The sequence below is a fragment of the Saliphagus sp. GCM10025334 genome (assembly GCF_042663485.1).
In the GTDB taxonomy this organism is placed as follows: Archaea; Halobacteriota; Halobacteria; order Halobacteriales; family Natrialbaceae; genus Natronosalvus.
Genome location: NZ_JBHTAF010000016.1, coordinates 1 through 1,470, shown reverse-complemented (window position 1 = coordinate 1,470; position 1,470 = coordinate 1). Strand labels below are relative to the sequence as shown.

The 1,470-nt window shown below is 50.1% G+C and carries 1 protein-coding gene and 1 pseudogene; both read left to right on the top strand.

What is annotated here, in order from left to right; translation table 11 throughout:
* Positions 1-290, top strand: a pseudogene (locus tag ACFQO4_RS21185) (TrmB family transcriptional regulator); the annotation flags it as partial.
* Positions 291-570: 280 nt separating this feature from the next.
* The gene (locus tag ACFQO4_RS21180; protein ID WP_254161303.1) at positions 571-960 is read left to right on the top strand and encodes a hypothetical protein; all 390 of its coding nucleotides are present in this window, start codon (positions 571-573) and stop codon (positions 958-960) included.
* Positions 961-1,470: the final 510 nt, after the last annotated feature.

Genomic DNA, 1,470 nt, shown 5'->3' with positions numbered 1-1,470 from the left:
AGACGGACGCGATCATCGCCAAGCTCGGTACCGAGCTGCCATCCGTGAAGGTGTTCGAAACCGAACTGGACTGGCTCCTGGGGCCCGCGAGCGACGACGAGGTTGCCATCAGCCGCCTGCTGTTGGTTGACCGCACAACGTTGCTGGTCAGTTCCTTCTACCCGGACGCCGACCCCGACGACTCATACGAACAGGCGGTCTTCGCCAACGGCCTGGAGAACGGTATCGTCGTCCTCCTTCGCCGGATAATCTCCTCGGGTCTGCTCCCCGTGGCGAACCCGGTGAGGTAGCCAGTCAGCGGTTCCCGGGTCAAACTGTGCGAACAGAGTGATGACTACAGACTCTGTGCTGATCACAACGCCTACGTTTCGTTCGCTCTCTATCGGCTGAACCTGACGGTCACTACAGTTATGATTGTGTGATTTTGTGATTGACATTTGGTCCTTGTGTAGTCTACAACCTGTACTGACCGAGAATCTCTTCTAAATATCTCCTCTGATTCACCCGTATCCTCACAGCCAAACCTGCTTGGAAAAGCGTTTACCAGTTCTACGTCGCCTGTCTTTTGTTATGGGAACTGATAACAAGTCGAACGCTGGTACTGTCGACGCCATAGTCTCGGGTTCCATGTCCTCAACTGATCTTCCGATAGATCTCGATGATTTCTTCCAGCACCTTGCCAACGAACAGACTCGTTACGTACTGTATCTCCTAACGGAAAGGGGAGGGACTGTTCATCTGGAAGAGATCAATGACTATTTTGACAGTAGTAGTGACAAACTGATGCTTCATCACAGTGTTGTCCCACGACTGGTTGATTTCCATCTGGTCGACTACGATCAGGAGACCAAAGCAATAACACCGACTCCGCTTTGCGACGATCTAACATCTGCTCTCGAAACCGTCAAAGCATTGGAAAAAGAACCCGTTAACGAGTTTCTGGAACAGATGAACCGATAAACACTCTGTACTGAGCATACCGATGCGGTAAGTCCTTTACCTATACTGAGCGTTCGACCTTCCGCGTTGATCCTTCCTCAGCCCGTGCAACATTCGCGCTGTGTATTCAGCACGGTCACAGACACTTATCATTGGTCAAGGATTTCAGCATAGCTGTTAGAGTCATTGTGTCAGGGCTTTCCAGCGAATTAGAGTGATGAAAACAATCTCCTCGCGGCGTTAATACTCGGCTGAATACACTCTCCTTACTATTTCTATGTATTGAAATCGCTATCTAGCATCCAAGAGAAATACTTCAATAAGATAATCTAAGGTTATTAGTACCGTCGGTAAGATGGATGAATCATGCACTATCGACAAGGTATCGCACGATCCATGGTCGTCCTGATCGTGTTCACCGCAAGTACAGGCGTCGCTGCCGCCCAACAAAACGAAATCAACAACTCACTCACGCAGATTGAGGAGTTCGTCGCCACAACCCTCGGTCAAATCGGCGTGATCGTCTTCCTC

What these genes read in the sequence shown, in the direction of transcription:
- ACFQO4_RS21180 (WP_254161303.1), top strand. Translation starts at nt 571, where the DNA reads ATGGGAACTGATAACAAGTCGAACGCTGGTACTGTCGACGCCATAGTC.